This window comes from Rhizobium quercicola (genome assembly GCF_021168455.1).
Taxonomy (GTDB): Bacteria; Pseudomonadota; Alphaproteobacteria; order Rhizobiales; family Rhizobiaceae; genus Ferranicluibacter; species Ferranicluibacter quercicola.
Window position 1 is genome coordinate 1 of record NZ_JAJOZR010000022.1, and the last position, 16,408, is coordinate 16,408.

Genomic DNA, 16,408 nt, shown 5'->3' on the forward strand with positions numbered 1-16,408 from the left:
CACCCTCCCACACTCTCCTCCTCATAAAGACGCGTGTGGCAGTCATACCGCAAGGCATCAAGACTCTCCTTGATACCTTTCAAATGCTCTGGTTTGTCATCGACAACAACAAAGCGGGAGGACAAGAACATGGCTATTCCCTGATATCTGCAAATCGCAAGGCGACGATCGCCCCATCAAACGTTGACGGAATGCTGGTTTCGGACTGGTCGGGGAACACAAGTGCACCGTCATTCAGCTCCATCACCATGTTGGCGTAATAGAGTCCCATTCCCATCCCTTCCGGACGGCGGGTATAAAATGGTCTTACAAGTTCCGACGCCGTGTCCTGAAATCCCGGTCCATTGTCTGCAATAACGATTGCAGGACCACCTTCGAAATCAGTTTCAATATTGATGTATATGGCGCGTTTTGGAGATCCGCTCTCGTCTGGCCACCTCACACGAAGCCAGAAAATAGCGTTATCAATCAGGTTGGTGAGTGCTCCGAGAGTAAGGCCGAACGAACACGACACCATCACCGGAGGGAAGGTGTCCTGCAGCGGGGGACACACAAGCCGTACGTTGTGGTGACGGAACCGGATCAGGCTGAGGTCCCGGGCGCGAACGACCAGGTTCCTGAGGTCGGTAGCTTTTCTGTCCTTCTTCCGGAGCAGGTCAGAAAAGCCATCAAGGAGCCCCATCATCTCCCGGACCTGACCTGCAACTGCGGAAAGGTTGGGCTGATTTTCAAGATTGCCGTAAAGAGATTTGATTCCCTGCTCAATCTCATGAAATACGACAGCCAAGCTGGTGCCTGATATTCCTGTAGTAAGCAGACGCTCCTTCATGGAAGAATACTCTAACTCGATCCGGTCAAGCAGCGGGTCTATTTCGGCTGAAAGCCCCTTGCGGCTTGCGATGCTTCTGATCTTTGCAACGGGTTCCATGATGCTTCTGCTCTCAGGATCCTTTGCCTCTCCCAAGAGCTCGCGAATGGCCTTTCGATCAACCTCGCGCTCGCGCTGAAGAGGTTCGATAGCTCCCAGCACAATCCGCTGAAAAACCTCATACGCTGCGTTCTCTATGAAACCTTCACGGTTCGATTTTTCTACAAGAGCATCGCTGCCTTCCTGAGAAATCGAGACGTGCCCTACAACAATGTTCCGGCTTAACCCCTTCGTGGGGTTGTTGACACGTCGAAGATCCAGCCCCAGCCAGTCATTGTTCCGTTCACCGTAGTCGTAAACGCGGATATCATCTCGATAGACACGAATCCCTCCGTTCTCGTCGAGAAAGTCCCGGATGAGTTTGGTTTCGCCCATGCGTTTTGCGATAAGTGGCGACAGGTCGAAGACGTAAAATTCTCCAGAGACAGGTCCTATTCCGCGAAGCATCTCAGTATCTGCAACAACCTTCTTCATGCGGGTTGTCGGAACATTCCCACTGAATAATGGATCGTCGTCTTCAGCTGGTGGCGGGGGAATAAGAAGGTGGCCGACCTCCTGCTTCACCTCTCTTGCTTCTCGGGCAATTCCCGGGATAGGCCGAAAATTGTACTGGTAGCTGAAATTGTTTCCATCGAATTTGAACACAAACCTCCATGGAGCCCGCTTGAGAAGCTCGATCGGATCCGGAAGCCTCTGGATCCACTGAGGGTAATCCGGCACATGCAGCATCGCCTTGAAGTCAGCACGCCCCCTGCTGCTGAACGGAGACGAAATGGAAGTGACCTGACGGTAAAGACGTCTGACTTCCCCGCGCGTCCATCTCTGCTCGCGCAGCTCATCAATCGTGATTTTGGTGCCGGTCCTCTTGTTCGTGAAAACCTCAGGGTCGCGGATCTCGATATCAATTTCTGCATCATCCAGAAACTCATGAGACATCATCTCATTCCAGTCTATGCGGACGACGACTTCTTTCTTTCCTGCTGCGCGAGTTACAAGCTCGATCCTGTTTCCAAGTTTATGTACGGAGAGGCGCCCCAATCCTTTAGAACCAAGAGGAAGCCTTCCCTTTACCGTACGAGATCTCTGCTGTAGCGTTTTTTCTTTGTGATCATGCGCGATGACCAACCATATATCTTGGATGGTCTTCAGTGACATTCCCGTGCCGTCGTCAACAACTTCAATGGACGGCCGCTTTGTACCTATTCCTTTGATATAGACATCAACGCGAGATGCATCCGCATCATAGGCGTTCTTCACAAGTTCGAAAACTGCAAGACGCGGCGTGCCTATCAGCTGGTCACCAAGATGCTGAAGCAGCCGAGCACGAGATTTGAAAGTGTTTTTCTGGACTGGGGTATTCATGTTCCCAGAGCATCTTTCTTTTCTGCTGTGCAGTCTACCGAAAAAGCGGGATGTCTATCGCAAAACAACATGTTGCTCGGACGCTGCGATCTTAGGGGCCAGCCCCTCCCCGCGCCGCAAGGACAATCAGACCGGCCGAGGCTCCGCCGCTTGCGCACCGTGCGCCCGCACCACCCGGCCGGATTCTCCTGTGACGGCTTGGATACAGAGGCCTGACCATGAAAGAGCACCGCTACGACACCCACCACATCGACTGGCGCGGCATCCGCATCCGGATCACCTATGAGTGCAACTGGCTGGCGATCGGGGGCTACAACCCCTGCCACCTGACCCTCACCTCGGAGGTGCCGGCGCGGTGCCCCCTCCCCCTGGCCGAGACCGGCTTCCTGTCGCATTTCACGGATCCGGAGCTGGTGAACGAGGCCGGCGGGTCGGTGGCGTTTGTCACCGCCGCACTGGACGCGGCGGCACAGTCCGGCAGCTGGCAGCTGCAGGAGGAAGAGAGCCGGCAGCTGGCATTGTTTTGATCCGATGCCTTCGAAATCTCTCTTACGGGATGCAACAATTCCCCAACCTTGACATTTAATGACCAAAGGGTCATTTACGTGGAGGCGCGTAAAAAATGAACAAGGAGATTGGTATGGACGACGTCCTCATCGTCGGCGCAGGGCCGACCGGCATGGTTCTGGCCCTCTGGCTGACCAAACAGGGCGTCCGCGTCCGGATGATCGACCGGAATACCGGCCCGGGCACGACCTCCCGCGCCATGGCAGTGCAGGCCCGGACGCTGGAACTCTATCGCCAGCTCGACATGGCCGACGCCGTGATCGCCGCCGGCATGGAAACCGCCAGCATGAACATGTGGGCCCGCGGCCAGCGCAGGGCGCATGTCTCGCTCGGCGAGGCCGGCGAAGACGTGACCCAGTATCCGTTCGTGCTGACCTATCCGCAGGACCGCCATGAGCGCCTGCTGGTCCAACGGCTGGCAGCCCTCGGCGTGGAGATCGAGCGCGAGACCGAGCTGCGGGACTTCACCGACCACGGCGATCATGTCGAAGCCCGCGTGACGAAGGACGGCACGGAGCACGTTTACAAGGCCACCTATCTGGCCGGCTGTGACGGCGCGCGTTCGCCGGTCCGCCACGCACTGGGCAACCAGTTCGAGGGCGGCACCTACAAGCAGGTATTTTACGTGGCCGACGCCGAGGTCAGCGGTCTCGATACCGCCAATGAAATGAACGTCTGCCTCGACGTGTCCGACTTCGTGATGGTGATGCCCTACGACAACGGCCAGTGCCGTCTGATCGGCGTGATCCAGGACGAGCGCGCCGAGCGCGCGGAATCCCTGACCTTTGAGGATGTCGGCCACAAGGCGATCGACAGCATGGGCCTGAAGGTTGACAAGGTGAACTGGTTCTCGACCTACCGCGTGCACCACCGCGTCACAGACAGGTTCCGCCATGGCCGCGTGTTCCTGCTCGGCGACGCCGCCCACGTCCATAGCCCGGCGGGCGGACAGGGCATGAACACTGGCATTCAGGACGCCATCAACCTCGCATGGAAGATCGCCGCCGTGGTCAAGGGACAGGCCAGTGACAGTCTGCTGGATAGCTATGACCTGGAACGCCGCCCCTTCGCCCGCAAGCTGGTTGACACCACCGACCGCCTGTTCACGTTCGCAACCGTGCAGGGCGGGTTCGCGGACTTCGTGCGGACGCGTATCGCCCCGACCCTGATCGGGACCGCCTATCGCATCGACAGTGTGCGCGAAATGATGTTCCGGCTGATCTCGCAGACGACCCTCAGCTACGACGACAGTCCCTTGAGCCAGGGCAAGGCCGGTTCGATTGAGGGCGGCGACCGGCTGCCGTGGGTGCGGATCGACGGCGTCGACAACCACGCGCCGCTAAGCGATATCGGCTGGCAGGTTCATGTTTACGGCGCGGCTGCACCGGCACTCACCGGGTGGTGCCAGGAGCATGGCGTCCCGCTGCACGTGTTCGACTGGACACCCGACCACAAGAAAGCCGGTCTCGCAAAGGACGGCCTTTATCTGGTACGCCCGGATACATGGGTCGGGCTGGCTCTCAGCGACCAGTCGACCGCTGCTCTGGACGCCTACCTCGGTAACCGGAGCCTCAGTCTGGAGAACCGTGCTTGAACGAGACCAAGCCCAAATGGAGCCGCCGGAAGGATGCCCGTCCGGCGGAGATTGTCGACGCCGCGATGGACGTGTTCGTTGAGCACGGCTTTGCCGGCACCAAGCTGACCGAGGTCGCCAAGCGGGCGGGCGTGGCCAAGGGCACGCTCTACCTCTACTTCGAGACCAAGGAAGACCTGTTCCGCGCTACGGCGCGACAGGCGCTGTCGGCCAACCTGCAGGCGGTGGAGCAGGCCTCGGCGGCATTCGACGGATCGGTGGCCGAACTGGTACCCGTGCTGTTGAAACGCGCCGCCGGCAGGCTTGGCGATGGCCGGATCCCCGGAATCGTGCGCATGGTGCTGGCGGAGAGCCGGGCGTTCCCTGACCTGGCCCGCATCTGGCATGACGAGGTTGTGGCCCGCATGCTGGGGCTGCTGACCGGACTGATTGCCGCCGCGCAAGCCAAGGGCGAGATCCGGGCAGGAGATCCGAAGCTGTACGCCATGTCGATCGTCGCGCCGATGATCATGGGCCTGCTGTTCCATGAGGTGTTCGGTTCGGAGAGTGATCAGGCTCCGGACCTGGACGCACTGGCCGCCCAGCATTCCCAAGCCATCCTTAACGGGATTTTTATGGACTAGGTGCCCCAGGAGTATTACCTCTTAAGCAAGAAATTTCAGTTATTTTCTTATGAAATGAGGAATAGCTAATGTCTGACGGTTTTGAAGCACCGAGACAGCTTTCTCCGAAGACTCCGGGGCGGAAAATCTATGGTGTCTTATTTACGGTAGCCGCGTTCCTTGTTGTCGGATCCACTATCTTGGACAAGGCAAAAGATCTGCCGGCAAATGTTATAAACGTCTGTCGCGGATTTCATGTCTGTGAGCCTCCTCCATTAGGAAACATACCTGATTTACAAACAGATTATGTCGACGGAAAAGGAGCGGAAGCAGCAGCACAACCCACTTTAGAGCGCTATCAAGCAGCCAATCCAGATTATACAATATCGTTCCATGTCGACAAAGCTCGGGAGAAAGGGAGTTGCGACAATGCTGTCATAAAAATTGATTGTAAATATAGTTATGGAGGTACATTTAGTGCTGAACCAAGATGGACAGGAAAGCTCGAATGGGTCGCTTTGCTGTCAGCATTAATCGCGGTAAGCAGCCTTATAGCTTTGGCCTTCCGTTCCAGGCATAGAAGAACCTAAAGTTTCGCTTGGTAATTGATCTCCGCAAACCAGATTTTCGATGTTTAGAAATTAAGTCTAATCAAGCCTGCGTTGCAGCTCTCTTTAATAGGAGAGCGGCTTGACGAACCGCTCCCAGAGATAGGTCGCCGCGTCGTCGGGAGATAATTGTTTGAGATTCATTCCCTCGCCGCTTTGCTGGAAGCTCGTTCCCATGCTGGCGGAAAAGACCAGTTCTCCGTCGAGCGACGGGGCAAGCATCTCGTTATAGCCGTTGCCGCTGGTGCGTCCCTCCTGAACCGCGATCTTGTCATGGCCCATCGCGTTATCGATCCAGATACGGCTTTTGCATTTGCTGTTACCGTCCAGAAAAAGTTCGGCCGAGAAATCAGTTGCGGATGAAGGCGTGAAGTCGAACTCCAGTCGCGATTCCTCACGGGTTACCTGCTGCAGGTTGGCTTCGAAGGTCTGGCGGATCGTCTCAAACCCCTGCTTGAGAAACTGCCTGCGATCGCGGTCGGTCCACTGCATCTTCATTTTCGGAAGCAGGCTGCTCCGCTGCGGCTGAGATTGAGGCTGCGACATCTGACCTTCCGAACCGGGAAACGTCTTTGCGTCGACCTGGGAGGGACCGCCTGGGAAGCCGGGCCGGTGGGAAGGCTTGGCCCGCTCGTCCTTAACGCCTGCCACCAGTGTTTGGCGTGCGGTCGCTTCATCCATACCCATCAGCCGAGCTTGAACGATTGTGGGAAGCAGCCCTTCGGTCTTACACTCACGTACCATGATGGGTATGAGTTTCCTCTCAAGCCCCTGAGGATCCTGCGCGAACGCACTTGCCCATTCCGGCGCTGCCATCTTCGACGTGAGGTAAGCCGGTGAGAGGACCATTACGGTGCGCTTGGCGGTTGCTGCTGCCTGCTGCATCTCGAGGACGAAATTGCTACCAGGCCGAAAATCCCAAGCCTGGATGATGGTCGTGTACCCCTCCTCCTCCAGAACAAAGGCGATCCATTCAGCCCACTGCCTGTCCGGATGAGTGTAGCTCACAAAGAAATCGGTCATTATCCGTGCCCATATACGTTTTATGCCTGAAGCTATAACCTACATTACGCGCAGAGGATGCAATTGGTCCCATAGGCATGCGATTTCAATCCGTCACCCTGCTCGGTGTCATATTACGCGCTCAGACATGACTGGATTCAGGTTTTGCGGAATTCCGTAATTCCGATTTTCCGTAAATCTGCAAATACGGCCCGTCGATCCAGATGTGCGTGTGCAGCCCCACGTTCAGGCAGTCGGGCTTGCTTCCAGTCAGTGACAGAGACTCCCGGTGTCATCTGCACCTGCGGCCGGAAACGGTCGGGTATGCGTAGCCATCCTTCTCCGGCAAGCGGCTGCCCGCTCCTTCGCTGCGCTCCCGTGTGGCCGATGCCTGAGACCGACAGGTCTGGATGGCGTCCGCCTGAGATCCCCGACCGGCCGCGATAGGCGCAGCCGGATAACCAAGGGGAGAACCCACCATGACACAGACCCAGAAAAGCAAGCCCGACTACGCCGTATACGTCGTCGAGGGTGAAGGGGACAAAGCCCACTGGACCAAGATCGGCGCCGCCTGGTCGCACACCGACGGAGAAGGCTTCAACCTCAGCCTTGCCGCCCTGCCCCTGAACGGCCGCCTGACCGTCCGGAAACCCAAGGCTACCGAACAGACTGGAGCGGGGCAATGAGCCCCCTCCCCTCCGGGGGCGACCGGACCTCGCGGATCCGCCAGCTCAACGATATGCTGCGCGGACTGCCGATCCCGCCCTTCGGCCAGCTGGTCATCACCCGCAGCGTGAACGAGTTGCCCGAGGACGAGCGCGTCGCGGTACTCGACAAGGTCTGCTGGTTCGATGCGTTCACGCCAGATAATGATCCGCACGGCGAGCATGACTTCGGTGCCTTCGAGCACAACGGCACGCGATACTTCTGGAAGATCGACTACTATGACCTGGCAATGGAAATGCTGTCGCCGGATCCGGCCGATCCGACGGTGACCAGCCGCGTCCTGACGGTGATGCGCGCCGATGAATACTAACGGTTCAGGGGCTTAGGCCCCTTCCGTAAAATTACATTTGCAGAAAATCGTATTTACGCCTTGGGTTTGATCGGGTCCGTCGCCGACGGCACGCACTTGGCCGACACGTAGCGGCTGCCCCGGCTCTCGGGTCGGCTGTTGATCCCTTCCATCAGGGTCGGGACCGCTGACGCGAGGGCGCCCTCACAATCCTGCATCGTCATGTCAGGCACGCGCGGATTATCGAACGCCATCTGCGCAGGCCTGCCGGCAGGGTCGATCAGGTCTACGACGATCCAGACCTTCTCCGGCTTGTCCGAACAGGCTGCGAGGCCTGCGACAAGCACGAGCCAGCTCCAGTGTGTTTTCATGAAAATTCCCCTCGAGGGAGTGTGGCGCAGACGCGGGCGGCGAGCAAGCATGTTCCGGTTTTACGATTTTCCGTAAAATCGCAAATGTGGTACGGTTCCCACACCGCTGTTAGCAAAGCCTTAACCACGTCTGGCGGAGAGTGCCAAATCGTGGAATCGTAAAACCGGAAATACGATTATCAGCAAATACAGAAAGGCGACGACATGATCATTGGCGTACTCAGCCAGAAGGGCGGGGTCGGGAAGACGACCATTGCCGTCAATCTCGCCGCAACCTTTGCCAAGTCCGGCCTGCGCGTCCTGCTGGTCGACGCGGACCCCCAGGGCAGCGCCCTGCAATGGTCCGCCGCCCGCGACGCGGAGCCGCTGTTCAGCGTCGTCGGTATGGCCAAGGCCACCCTGCACAAGGAACTGCCGGACATCGCCAAGGACTACCAGGTCGTGGTCATCGACGGCGCGCCCCGCGTCAACGAGCTGGGCCGCGCCGCGATCCTCGCGAGCGACCTGGTGCTCATTCCGGTCCAGCCGTCGCCCTACGACATCTGGGCCGCCGCCGAGACCGTGCGCCTGATCCAGGAAGCCCAGCAGTTCAAGGAAAACCTGAAAGGCGCATTTGTAATAAATCGTAAAATCGCAAATACGGCGATCGGGCGCGACGTGACCGAAGCGCTTGGCCAGTTCGAGGGCATTCCAGTGCTGCCGATGGCGCTGCACCAGCGCGTCATCTACGCCGAGAGCGCCGGGCAGGGCCTGTCGGTCCTCGAGGTCGATCCCAAGGGTGAGGCCGCGCGCGAGATCGCGTCGCTTGGCCAGCACCTCATCAGCAAACCAGAAAAGAGGAAAGCCGCATGAAAAAGACGGTCTCCATGAAAATGCCGATTGCCAAACCGATCGCCGCAGCGGACGCGTGGGTCGGCGAAACCACGCCGGACGTGTCCGAAGCCCCCAGGTCTTCCAAGGTCGTGCCGATCCGTGCCGAGATGGAAGCCAGCAAGCGCCTCACGATCGACATCACCGAGGAGCTGCACAAGCGGATCAAGGGCCAGTGCGCCATGCGCGGCATCAAGATGTCCGACGTCATCCGCGAGCTTCTGGAAAAGGAATTTGCGGCCTAACGCACAAATACGATTTTACGATTTTCTGTAAATCCGGATTTCTGCCTGTGAGCTGGCCAGCGGCGTTGACGCCATGCTTGGCCCGCGTGCGGAGTCGGGATAGGATACTGGCATGAAATCTTCCGCGCTCGACCTGATGCCCCGCGACCAGTTCGGTGCGCTGACGCTCCATGAAAAGAACAGCTACCTGCAGGGCCTCGCCGACCGCTTCGCCGAGGCCAACGAGCGCGATCCCGTGGTTCTCGACCGCGACGCGCTGAGCCGGCTGCGCCGTTATTATAGCCGCCGCGTCTGGGCTGACCTCAAGCTCGACGAGCTGGGGGGAGGGGGCATCAACCGCGCCCTGCGGAGCCTCGGGGAGGCGATCCGCTCAGGGCACATCAAGGACGACGTCACCGCCGTCCTGATGCAGGAGACCAATCCCAAGCGGGTCCTGCGCACGCCACCGAACGACGACGCGCAGCTGATGTTCTTCGTCCCGACCATCTACGACGCGCCGATCAAGGACGACGTCAACCTGATGGACGTCGCACCCTTCTCCCTCGGCAAGCGCGCTAACAAGGGCATTATCAAGTACGAGCTGAAAGACAGCCTCATTACCATCGAGGGCGGCGCGGAGTCCGGGCTCGCGACCGTGTTCGACTACGACATCTTCCTCAACATGGTCTCGTACCTCGCCGAGGAGGTGCAGCAGTACCGCAAGGCAGAGAAGCGCGGCCTGCGGCCGACGCTCCCGCCCAAGGTCTACCGGCCCAATGCATCGCACATCCTCAAATTCAGCCGGCGCTCCGACGGCGGCAAATCCTACGAAGACCTCGAGGCGGCCCTCGACCGTCTCGCCAACACCACGATCAAGGTGGTCAATCTCTCCGGCGGCAAGCGCCGTGCGGTCGACAGCCGGCCGCTGATCAGCGGCTACAGCGTGGTCAGCCGTACCGGTGCGAACAAAATCGACATGGTCGAGATCGTCATACCCGACTGGGTCTACACGAGTGTAGTGCGCAACGAGTCCACCCTGCCGCTGCTAACGCTGCACCAGGACTACTTCCTGATCAGCTCGGGCCTAGGCCGCTTCATCTACCGGCTGGCGCGCAAGGCGGCCGGCAAGTCCCCCGCCAAATATTACGTCAAGGAAGTCCACGAGCGCAGCGGTTCCACGCAGGAGCTTCGCAAGTTCGCCTACGACCTGCGCGAGTTCGTGACGCGGACACAGGCGTTCCCGATGCCCGAGTTCGACCTGTCGTTCGAAGAGGGCAGGGAAGGCATGCTGTTGCACATGCGCCGCCGTGACGGCTACGGCAAGCCAGCCGACCCCGAGCTGCTGACCGCGTCCTGATTTTTGTCGGGCTCCGTACTTGGCCGACGACAAAAATACCGGAAAGCCCGTTCTGGGCCGACGACAAAATCTGTCGCAGCGTCCCGTACTTGGCCGACGACAAAAAACGGCTGTCACATTTCACTTCCAGCTGTGGATCGTTTTTGTCGCAACCGTACACCGCCGACATTCTTCCGTACTTGGCCGACGACAAACCGTTTTTCGCCGACGACAAACCGTACTTGACCGACGACAAACCGTACTTGGCCGACATGGCCTCCTCGTAACCCTATGTTTCCTAGGGGTAATTCGACATTTTTTTGCCCTAAAACTCTATTAAAACTTATATAAAACATAGAAAACTAGAAAAACGAGGCGATGCCTCTGAATTTTTTCAATTTGTCTAATTTGAAGAATTTTGACGGCGTCGGTCAAAGACGGACGTTTTTTTGAACCGAACGTATGCTGGTGCACCATCTTCGGGAAAATAAGCTACCCGCTGGGGCTCTGCCCCAGACCCCGGGATATTTGCAAGAGGAATGGCGCTGAGGGGCAGGCAGAAGCCTGCCAGTGCGTTTTTATAGGAAAACATGAAGTCGGAGTGTCGTGCGAGACAAAACGTCTCTACGGGGCGCTATGGCCGCTGGAGGTTGCCATCACCCGAAGGTGATGGCGCCCATTCCTCTACGGTCATCGGCATCCCTGCCTGTACCGTGCTACCAGTGAATCACAGGCTGCTGATGTTGCCAAGATCCATGACCGCAGGACGGGCAAGATTGCGGCTGTCAGAAATATGCTGCACGACACTGTCGTGTCATGGTATAAGGGGTCAAAGGACGAAACCACATGCGCACCAGCAAATCCATCACCCTGACCCTCGGCAAGCAACAGCAGGTCCTCGATTCTATGGTCGCCTCCGGCGCCTTTGAGTCCCACAGCGAGGCCGTAAGGGCTGCCGTGCAGGCGCTGGCGCGTGAGCGCGAAGCGGTCAACACGATCTGGCGGGCCAAGATCCAGGAAGCGCTGGACGATCCGCGTCCGGATCTTGCCGCTGACGACGTGTTCGCGGATCTGCGGGCGCACCACGAGAGCATGGTGAAGGCCGAGAAGCGTGGCGCATAAGCTCGTATTCCGACCGCAGGCCAAAGCCGATCTCAAGGCACTCCACGATTACATTGCCGAACATGCCGGCCTCGACATTGCCGCCTCCTACCTTGGCCGCATCGAGCTGGCGTGTCGCCAGCTGACCACGTTCCCTGAACGCGGGACGGTTCGCACCGAACTGGGTGAGGGGATCCGGATCATCGGGTTTGAGCGCCGTACCTCGATCGCGTTCCGCGTCGAAGGCGACACAGTGCGCATCCTGCGCCTGCTTCACGGCGGCCGCGACTTTCCCGACGCGTGGGACGACAACTAGCCTTCCCAACCGCCGCAGATGCCGCCCCAAGTGCACCAGGACGCCTCTCCGGACATCTTCTTCAGTCCCATTCCTCTTGCAAATATCCTCGGGGGTCCGGGGGCAGACAGCCCCCGGGGGTACGTCATGTTCCAGACCTAGCTTGAGGCACGGGGGGTCTCCCCCAGGGGTACGCGCGAAGCGCGGCGGCCGAAAATTTGAGATGTATAAATGCCGGTAGTCGATGAGGCCGGATCGGACGTGCAGTTCAGGCGGAGTGTCCCGGACCGTTCAGGGTGCACGGCCGGAAAGGTCGGGGTTCTGCACCACCGGCTGCCGCCGTCAATCAGGCTGCCCGCTCCATTCGCTGCGCTCCCGTGTGGCCTGATGACTGCGGCCGGCGCCAAAGGCGCCTCAGCTCCAGCGTTGCCAAACTTACCCGACCGGCCGCACACGCCCGACCGGATAACCAGGGAAAGACCTCCACATGACCAGCCACAACCAACCCCAAAGCCTCTTCTGGGTAACCTGCAAGATCACCACCGACTGCGGCACGCTCGAGTTCATGGCGACCGACGAACACGACGCCTGCGAACAGGCCCGCGCCCTCTACAATCGCAACCCGAAGCTGTTCCATCACGAAATTTCTGCCAAGACCTCGTTCGAGGCTGAGTACGCACCTCTTGAGGAGGAAGGCGCTTAGGCGCCTTCCTTAATTACCAAGGTACGGCAGGTATCAGGGCAGGGAACGCTGTAGCGTCGGAGCGGCAGGCGCCGCGCAATCCACCCCGAGGTAGTGCGGCAGAACGGAGGGGACGGCGTAGATCAAGACGCCGCCGATGATCATCTGCAGCGCCTGCTGGCTCTTAAAGAACGACACCGCCCAAGCCACAAACCCATACGCTGTGCAGAGTACCCCCAGCATCCCTCCCAGCTGAACGATGGCCCCCGTGTAACCGCAGATCGCGATGTGGTTCCAGCCCAGCCACCATCCGGTGACCCAGTCGAACAGCCAGGCGACACCAAAGGCACAGATCAGCGCTGCGGCAATTCTGCCAATCCATAGCGAAACCATGACGGAGAACCTGGCGAGAGGGAAGGGGTGGCGGGGTGAGGCTAGCAGAACATTAGAAGAAAGTGCAGAGGGGGGAGTGACAGAGTAATAGCGCACTTATACATTGCTTCGCAACATAGGTGTCCCAGCAGCCACAAGGTGGCTATCCGCTGGGAAGGAATGACCGCAAGCGGTCATAAAATTCGAAGTGGTAATCAGGCCACTTCCGCCGGTGCAGACGGGGAGGTCGAACGTTGGCGATCTACCATTTTTCCGGTCAGGTGCTGGGCCGGAGCGTGCAGGTGAACCCGGACGGGACCCGTCGGCCGGGTTCCAACGCCGTGGCGGCTGCCGCTTACCGCGCGGGAGAAAAGCTCACAGACCGGTCATCAAACCGGGGCCACGATTACAGTCGCCGTAAAGGCGTGGTGCATGCGGAAATCATGGCGCCTTTGGGAAGCGCGCCATGGCTTGAGGACCGTGAAACGCTCTGGAACACCGTGGAGGCCATGGAGACGCGCAAGGATGCGCAGCTCGCCCGCGAATTCAACATGGCCCTGCCGCACGAACTGGATCCTGCTCAGCGGCTCGAACTGGTGCGGGATTTTGTCAGCGCTCAGTTCGTGAGGCGCGGGATGGTTGCAGACCTGGCACTCCATGCGCCGGTAACTGAGGACGGCCAGAACGCGCGCAACCATCATGCCCATGTCATGCTGACCATGCGCCGCGCCACACCCGACGGCCTTGATCCGGTCAAGACACGCGAGTGGAACAGCCGGGAAATGCTGAACGTCTGGCGCTCCGAATGGGCGCTCGCCTGCAACATGGCGCTCGAGCGTGCCGGCAAGCGCCAGCGGGTCGATCACCGGACCCTGCAGGCCCAGCGTGATGAAGCCGTGGCGCGCAAGGATCATGCGGCGGCCCTGGAACTCAAGCGCCAGCCGGAGATCCACGTCGGTCCGAAACCACGCCAGATGAAGCTTCACGATCGCGCGCCGCAGAGCCGTCAACGTCTGGTAGGACCCGTGCGAAAGCGGGACGGGAAGGCAGCACCTGCCACCAGGCGCAAACGTGATTATCTGACCCGTGACCGGGGCAGTCGCATCGACCGCCTTCGCGAAATCCTTGTTGGCAACAACGAGGAGCTGAAGCGCGATCTCAAGGCCATCGATCGGCGCTTTAACCGGCTGGCACGCAAGATGGACTACTGGGACCGGCGCATCACCTTCAAGCTCGAGGGTGTCATCAAGGGCAAGGAGTTCCGTTTTAACCGCTGGAAAGCCGCCGAGGCGGAAAAGGCGGCACTGGCCGAGCGTCAACGCCAGGCGGCGCATGCCCGCAAGCGCCTCGAGCAGTTGAAGTCGCTCGTGAGCCTGTTTCAAGGGGTCGGGGCACGGGGCGCGCAGCGCCGTGAAACGATCCTTGGCAGGGCCCGTGAAGTCGAGTCATGGATGGTGGGTATCCGTCGCCTTGCCGGTCGCAGCCTTGGAAAATCCAGTGCAAGGGGACGTGGACGGTCCCGCGAGAGGATCTTTTAGGCGCCAAGCCACGCGGTCAGGGAAGGCGTGAGCCGATTTGGGATCGTGCCCTGGAGTGATGGACTATAAAGGACGGCTGCGGCAGATCGTCAGTGTCATCCACCGGTGGCAGCGGCACAGAATTGAGCCCCTGAACGGCGGACGCCTGCCACTGGTCCCACAGTCCCAGCCAGCGCCATGTATACCGGTAGTCCAGGCGTCGCCCGAGGATCGAGAACGGCTGGTCGCGAAGTTTGACGATCACCTTTGTCGGCGGCAGCCGCTGCACCTCTGCGGGATCGAGCAACCAGTAGCCGCTTTCGGAAAAACCCTGCTGGTGGCTTGCAGGTCCGCCGGCGGATATGCTTGTGCCCTGCGAGCTGGATAAGTTGGTGGTGTTCCCCACCATGCGTGCGACATACTCCGCCGTGTCGTTATCGTTGGTGCCGAAGAAGACCCGCGCCGACGCGTTGGCAAGGAACGCCGCCGAGTCTTCGCCGTAAACCTTGCGGACCTGCGGCAGGTTCTGCCAGATCAGAACGGGTGTGCAGTAGGCCCTGAGCAACCCGGATTGCTTCTCCAGCGTCTCGAGGCGGCCGAGAACAGCGACCTCATCGAGCATCAGGACGACCTTGCGTTCGGGCCGTCTGGCCTTGGCACGGGTCATGGTCTTGAGGATGCAACCGACCATCACGCGCAGCCACCGGTCATAAATGTCGAGAAATTCCTCGTCCACACACAGGTAGAGCGTTGAGATCCCGTCTGTGAGTTCCGAAAGCTGGAAGGTGGACTGGGCCGAGAGCCTGCCGGCAGGTTTGCCCCGGGACCAGGGCTCGGTCGCCTTCTGCAGGTTGGAGAGAATGGACTGGAACTCGGGAGAGAAATTGCCTTCGCTGTCGATCGCGCTGGCCATGGCGCCCGAGGCCACTTCCTGGGCGACCACCGATTGTGAGCTGGTAGCGATTTCCTTCATCGTCTCGATGAAGGTTTCCCGCCCGCCGACTGACAGTTTACGGACCGTTGCCAGTGTACGGTCGGCAGGCGCTTCGGCCATGACATGCAGGATCAGAGCGGTCAGGAACGACGCGGCCTTATCGTCCCAATGGGACTCGCGGGCATCCGGCTTGACCATCAGGGCTGCAAGGGCGGCGGCATCGTCGGCAGCGTGTTCGGCCCGGATGATGTCCATCGGGTTCCAGCGGTCCGAACGGGCGATGTCGGAAGGGTTGAGCATCCTGACCTTGCCGAACGACGATCTGTGTCGTCGGGTGATGGCGTAGTTTTCGCCCTTGGGATCGGTCACGACCATGGAGCCCCGGTAGGTCAGCAGGGAGGGTATGACGACACCAAGCCCCTTGCCGGCTCCCGTGGAGGCAAACACCATGACTAGGCCATCGGTCGAGAAGCGGATCATTTTGCGGAATGCGCCCCGGCCGAGAAGGACGCCCTCACCGGAAATCGCGCCGTGCCACCACTGCTCCCAGCGGCGCGCCCAGCGCGCGGAGCCGTGGCTGCCTTTGCGCAGTGGCCCGCCAAACAGCTTCGCCACAACCCACCACAGACCCCGGAAGAGCCAGCGCAGCGTCGTGAAAAACCCCTTAAGGAAAAACATGCGGTATCTTCCCACTCCTGCAGCATTTGCTCCAGTGCCAGTGCCTTGGAAAGCATCATGGGAGATGGATAGGGTCAATCCAAAAAGTGGAGGCCCATCGGGCCTCCGTCGTTACTAGTCGATGCAGACAGCAGTCAGGAAGATACCGCGGGGATTCTCTTTCCGGCGACGCGCCTGCTCTGTATTGTATTCTTCGCACCGCTGACGCGATGCGAGACGGTCGGCGATAAGTTCTGGCGAATTGGGATTCTCCGGCGGACCGATCTGTCTGAAACGGAAGGGGCGGTTACGGAGGGCTTCTTCCCAAATCTTGGGATCGCTGTAGTCAGGATGATTGGCGCACATGGTCG

At 59.6% G+C, this 16,408-nt stretch carries 19 protein-coding genes; 13 read left to right on the forward strand and 6 right to left on the reverse strand.

All coding sequences use genetic code 11. The annotated features are described in order from the left end of the window. Window positions 1-133: 133 nt before the first annotated feature. Window positions 134-2,290 (reverse strand): ATP-binding protein, encoded by a 2,157-nt coding sequence (locus LRX75_RS22535; protein WP_231816827.1) that lies wholly within the window; start codon window positions 2,288-2,290, stop codon window positions 134-136. A gap of 218 nt (window positions 2,291-2,508) precedes the next feature. On the opposite strand from LRX75_RS22535, the gene LRX75_RS22540 reads away from it, so the two are divergent. The 4 genes from LRX75_RS22540 to LRX75_RS22555 all read left to right on the forward strand — a co-directional run bounded on the left by LRX75_RS22540 (window position 2,509) and on the right by LRX75_RS22555 (window position 5,643). Then, on the forward strand, window positions 2,509-2,817 hold the full coding sequence (locus tag LRX75_RS22540) for a hypothetical protein (RefSeq protein WP_231816828.1): 309 nt from the start codon (window positions 2,509-2,511) through the stop codon (window positions 2,815-2,817). Between the two features lie 95 nt (window positions 2,818-2,912). Beyond that, the gene (locus LRX75_RS22545; protein ID WP_231816829.1) at window positions 2,913-4,451 is read left to right on the forward strand and encodes an FAD-dependent oxidoreductase; all 1,539 of its coding nucleotides are present in this window, start codon (window positions 2,913-2,915) and stop codon (window positions 4,449-4,451) included. Beyond that, window positions 4,448-5,074, forward strand: coding sequence for a TetR/AcrR family transcriptional regulator (locus LRX75_RS22550; protein ID WP_231816830.1), 627 nt, complete (start codon window positions 4,448-4,450; stop codon window positions 5,072-5,074). The genes LRX75_RS22545 and LRX75_RS22550 overlap by 4 nt, the downstream gene beginning before the upstream one ends. 68 nt (window positions 5,075-5,142) lie before the next feature. After that, entirely contained in the window at window positions 5,143-5,643 is a 501-nt protein-coding gene (locus LRX75_RS22555; protein WP_231816831.1) for a hypothetical protein, read from the forward strand. Window positions 5,644-5,727: 84 nt separating this feature from the next. Here the strand turns inward: LRX75_RS22555 and LRX75_RS22560 are convergent, their stop codons facing one another. Next, window positions 5,728-6,684, reverse strand: coding sequence for a toll/interleukin-1 receptor domain-containing protein (locus tag LRX75_RS22560; RefSeq protein ID WP_231816832.1), 957 nt, complete (start codon window positions 6,682-6,684; stop codon window positions 5,728-5,730). A 458-nt stretch (window positions 6,685-7,142) separates the two neighbouring features. Here LRX75_RS22560 and LRX75_RS22565 point away from each other — a divergent pair, with 458 nt between their 5' ends. Beyond that, a complete protein-coding gene (locus tag LRX75_RS22565; RefSeq protein WP_132449846.1) occupies window positions 7,143-7,349 on the forward strand; it encodes a hypothetical protein in 207 nt (68 codons plus the stop codon). After that, window positions 7,346-7,699, forward strand: a complete 354-nt coding sequence (locus LRX75_RS22570) for a DUF3768 domain-containing protein (RefSeq protein WP_231816833.1) — start codon at window positions 7,346-7,348, stop codon at window positions 7,697-7,699. The genes LRX75_RS22565 and LRX75_RS22570 overlap by 4 nt, the downstream gene beginning before the upstream one ends. 53 nt (window positions 7,700-7,752) lie before the next feature. Here the strand turns inward: LRX75_RS22570 and LRX75_RS22575 are convergent, their stop codons facing one another. Then, entirely contained in the window at window positions 7,753-8,049 is a 297-nt protein-coding gene (locus tag LRX75_RS22575; RefSeq protein WP_231816834.1) for a hypothetical protein, read from the reverse strand. A 204-nt stretch (window positions 8,050-8,253) separates the two neighbouring features. Between LRX75_RS22575 and parA the strand changes: the two genes are divergently transcribed. The 6 genes from parA (at window position 8,254) to LRX75_RS22605 (ending at window position 12,578) form a co-directional block, all read left to right on the forward strand. Beyond that, window positions 8,254-8,901: a ParA family partition ATPase gene (gene parA / locus LRX75_RS22580; RefSeq protein WP_132449843.1), complete on the forward strand. Its 648-nt coding sequence runs from the start codon at window positions 8,254-8,256 to the stop codon at window positions 8,899-8,901. Continuing rightward, on the forward strand, window positions 8,898-9,164 hold the full coding sequence (locus LRX75_RS22585) for a plasmid partition protein ParG (RefSeq protein WP_231816835.1): 267 nt from the start codon (window positions 8,898-8,900) through the stop codon (window positions 9,162-9,164). Before parA ends, LRX75_RS22585 begins: the two co-directional genes overlap by 4 nt. Before the next feature lie 112 nt (window positions 9,165-9,276). Then, entirely contained in the window at window positions 9,277-10,500 is a 1,224-nt protein-coding gene (locus LRX75_RS22590; protein ID WP_231816836.1) for a replication initiator protein A, read from the forward strand. Between the two features lie 825 nt (window positions 10,501-11,325). Then, window positions 11,326-11,601: a ribbon-helix-helix domain-containing protein gene (locus tag LRX75_RS22595; protein WP_231816837.1), complete on the forward strand. Its 276-nt coding sequence runs from the start codon at window positions 11,326-11,328 to the stop codon at window positions 11,599-11,601. Continuing rightward, window positions 11,591-11,896, forward strand: a complete 306-nt coding sequence (locus LRX75_RS22600) for a type II toxin-antitoxin system RelE/ParE family toxin (RefSeq protein WP_231816838.1) — start codon at window positions 11,591-11,593, stop codon at window positions 11,894-11,896. The genes LRX75_RS22595 and LRX75_RS22600 overlap by 11 nt, the downstream gene beginning before the upstream one ends. A 466-nt stretch (window positions 11,897-12,362) precedes the next feature. Beyond that, complete coding sequence (locus tag LRX75_RS22605) at window positions 12,363-12,578, forward strand: hypothetical protein (protein ID WP_231816839.1); 216 nt, start codon at window positions 12,363-12,365, stop codon at window positions 12,576-12,578. 33 nt (window positions 12,579-12,611) lie between these two features. Here LRX75_RS22605 and LRX75_RS22610 read toward each other — a convergent pair whose 3' ends face one another. Next, window positions 12,612-12,950, reverse strand: coding sequence for a hypothetical protein (locus LRX75_RS22610; RefSeq protein ID WP_231816840.1), 339 nt, complete (start codon window positions 12,948-12,950; stop codon window positions 12,612-12,614). A 233-nt stretch (window positions 12,951-13,183) separates the two neighbouring features. On the opposite strand from LRX75_RS22610, the gene mobQ reads away from it, so the two are divergent. Continuing rightward, window positions 13,184-14,467, forward strand: a complete 1,284-nt coding sequence (gene mobQ, locus LRX75_RS22615) for a MobQ family relaxase (protein ID WP_231816841.1) — start codon at window positions 13,184-13,186, stop codon at window positions 14,465-14,467. A gap of 16 nt (window positions 14,468-14,483) precedes the next feature. Here the strand turns inward: mobQ and LRX75_RS22620 are convergent, their stop codons facing one another. Continuing rightward, the gene (locus LRX75_RS22620; protein ID WP_231816842.1) at window positions 14,484-16,058 is read right to left on the reverse strand and encodes a type IV secretory system conjugative DNA transfer family protein; all 1,575 of its coding nucleotides are present in this window, start codon (window positions 16,056-16,058) and stop codon (window positions 14,484-14,486) included. A gap of 114 nt (window positions 16,059-16,172) precedes the next feature. Beyond that, entirely contained in the window at window positions 16,173-16,403 is a 231-nt protein-coding gene (locus tag LRX75_RS22625; RefSeq protein WP_231816843.1) for a maltose acetyltransferase domain-containing protein, read from the reverse strand. Between the last annotated feature and the right edge of the window lie 5 nt (window positions 16,404-16,408).